Annotated in this window: 4 protein-coding genes; 2 read left to right on the top strand and 2 right to left on the bottom strand. The window is 43.2% G+C overall.

Translation table 11 applies throughout. The annotated features are described in order from the left end of the window. Positions 1-177 precede the first annotated feature (177 nt). Entirely contained in the window at positions 178-735 is a 558-nt protein-coding gene (locus QT974_RS33370) for a hypothetical protein (protein WP_333472650.1), read from the bottom strand. A 56-nt stretch (positions 736-791) separates the two neighbouring features. On the opposite strand from QT974_RS33370, the gene QT974_RS33365 reads away from it, so the two are divergent. Both QT974_RS33365 and QT974_RS33360 read left to right on the top strand, forming a co-directional pair. Continuing rightward, positions 792-1,172 carry a DUF433 domain-containing protein gene (locus QT974_RS33365; protein WP_333472649.1) on the top strand — a complete coding sequence of 127 codons (381 nt, stop codon included), beginning with the start codon at positions 792-794 and terminating at the stop codon, positions 1,170-1,172. After that, positions 1,169-1,564: an ACP S-malonyltransferase gene (locus tag QT974_RS33360; RefSeq protein ID WP_333472648.1), complete on the top strand. Its 396-nt coding sequence runs from the start codon at positions 1,169-1,171 to the stop codon at positions 1,562-1,564. The genes QT974_RS33365 and QT974_RS33360 overlap by 4 nt, the downstream gene beginning before the upstream one ends. 235 nt (positions 1,565-1,799) lie before the next feature. Here the strand turns inward: QT974_RS33360 and pyrF are convergent, their stop codons facing one another. After that, positions 1,800-2,507, bottom strand: coding sequence for an orotidine-5'-phosphate decarboxylase (pyrF, locus tag QT974_RS33355; protein ID WP_333472647.1), 708 nt, complete (start codon positions 2,505-2,507; stop codon positions 1,800-1,802). Positions 2,508-2,653: the final 146 nt, after the last annotated feature.

Below are 2,653 nucleotides of genomic sequence, written 5' to 3'. Positions count from 1 at the left end.
AGAAACCGCAGATGTCAGACAGATAAACACAGATAAACGCAGATAATTTTAGGGTATTTTCCGATTTTTGCAATTCAAGTCTATTATTATGGTCGTTCTCTTTGGATAGACAATAAAGGTATCATGTGTTTTTTGGTTTTCTGTGCGCCTGCCTAAAGTTTTAGCCCTTTACACTTCTCATTTTGCACGACAATCTCGCAACCACAAACGAATTGCCTCAGCAATTGCGCTTCGATCGCTTTCTGCTGGCGATAACGGACGAACATCTGCCTCCGTACCAAACCTAGAAACAATCTTTACTAATTCCCACCCCTTCTCGCTTTTAGTTAAAAATAGCCAGTGATATTGCTGAATCTGGACTCGCTTTCCCCCGCGATACTGGCGTTCCAAAGTAGTAATAAAAACTTGACTGGCATTTTCAGGAAGTGCATCTTCAAAATTTAAAGGTAGCGGTTCAAACTCCGGGCGACCTGCTAAAATTATTTGATTGGGTATGTAACCGATCGCCCTAGAGTTGTTAGGAGAAAAGCCCGATCGCACAATTACCCGGTTAGCATAACTCGGCAAATCTTGCAACAGGCGATCGACTAAAGCTTCCAAATCAGCCGGACAGGGCGATCGCGCTAACAAAGTGTACCCACTTGCATAATTTGCGGCAGGATTAACCGCAAGAGCCGGCGCAGCCAAAACCAGGGCGATCGTATGGTAAATTTGCTCAAAGATTGCTAGAAACACGACATTACAAATTTGTGAGTTATAATAGAATTATTTCTTAGATTGTTTCAAAGGCTATGGATATAGTTTCAATATCCAACAATCAACAAAATATCATCCGTACAGAGCGCGGACTAACAATTTCGGGTACGCGGATCACCCTCTATGATGTAATGGACTACCTGACGGCTCAGTATCCCCCGAAGTTTATCCGTGGCTTATTTGACTTAACAGAAGATCAGATTAACGTTGCCATATCATACATTGAGGCAAATCGTGCAGAAGTTGAAGCAGAGTATCAGGTTGTTTTAAAGCAAGCTAAAGAAATTCAGCATTACTGGGAAGAGCGCAATCGAGAACATTATGCCCGCGTTGCAGCGATGCCACCAAAACCCGGTACAGAGGCTCTTTGGGCCAAACTTCGAGAGCAAAAAGCCAAACACGAACTAGAAGCATGAATTTTCTGATAGATCATAATCTGGGAGGTCATGCAGATATTTTATTGGGCAATATAGCAAGTCAAGGCTGGTTAAATCTACTCTCAATTCGTTTTGTAACTTTCAAGCAGATGAATTTGTCGATCGATAGTAACGATCGAGTTGTTTGGAGACTTGCTCAAGAAAATCAGATGATTTTGCTTACAGCTAACCGAAGCATGAAGGGTGAAGACTCCCTAGAACAGGTGATCCGAGAAGAAAACACAGTCGATTCCCTACCTGTGATTACTATTGGAGATGCCGATCGATTTTTAGCCGATCGAGTCTATCGAAATCGTTGTGTTGACCGCATTCTAGAAATCTTGCTGGATATCGAAACCTGGATGGGCGTTGGTCGTCTTTTTGTTCCGTAATCTTGTTGTTCCGTAATGTAGTTTAATCTATCGGGCGATTTGATTTCTTATTCTATTGGAGAGCAAATATGGGTTTGCTTTGGCTTGGATTGTTTTTATTTTTCTTGTAAATTTATCTGTCGATGTAGCGAGATAGATATTGGTGACAACAAATAACTTCTCTATTTCTTAGTCCGCGCAGGCGGACTTCGTTTGTTTAGACGCGGTTTCAACCGCCGAATTATCAAGGTGTAACTTATCCCAACTCTTCACAAATACGCGCAAAAGCCGCCACCGGATCGTCAGAAGCCGTAATCGGCCGCCCAATCACCAAATAATCAGCACCAGCTTTTAAAGCAGCTTTCGGAGTCATCGATCGCTTTTGATCGCCCCCATCGGCCCATTTTGGACGCACGCCGGGACAAACCAACAAAAAATCATCCCCGCAACTCATTCTTAACTGTTCCGCTTCTTGGGGAGAGCAAACAGCACCAGCTAAACCCGTTTCTTTTGCTAACAATGCCATGTGCAAAGCATATTCCGGCAACTCTAAAGGTATTTTCAACTCAAAAGCTAACTGTCGCGAATTCAAACTCGTTAACAGAGTAATTGCAATCAATTTAGGAGTCGGTTTATCGACAGCCGCCGCTCCTTCTACTAAAGCTGACTGTGCCGCTTTTAAAGCATCTTTACCACAAGTAGAATGGATAGTCAATAAATCCACATTGTACTTGGCAGCAGCCCGACAAGCACCCGCCACAGTATTCGGGATATCGTGAAATTTCAAATCTAGAAAAATCCGTTTTTCCCTCTCTTTCAGAATCTCGATAATTGCAGGGCCGCAGCTAACGAATAACTCTAAACCAACTTTCCAGAATGATACATCGGGCAGTTTGTCCAGAAGTGCGATCGCACTTTCCTGACTGGGGACATCCAAAGGAACAATAATTTTATCTGTGACCATAGTACCGTTCGTAGTAATAACTTCATATCGATTGGTGTCAACAAACACGTCAAGCCGAGTACCTATCTACTGTTGGATTATTAGGCCTTCTATCCCCCCTAACCCCCCTTAACAAGGGGGGGACAAGAGTATTCTCAAAGTCCCCC

Origin of the sequence: Microcoleus sp. BM001215392, assembly GCF_036700185.1 — a bacterium.
Taxonomy (GTDB): Bacteria; Cyanobacteriota; Cyanobacteriia; order Cyanobacteriales; family Microcoleaceae; genus Microcoleus.
Note: the sequence above shows the minus strand (reverse complement) of the source record. Positions and strands in the feature narration are given on the sequence as shown.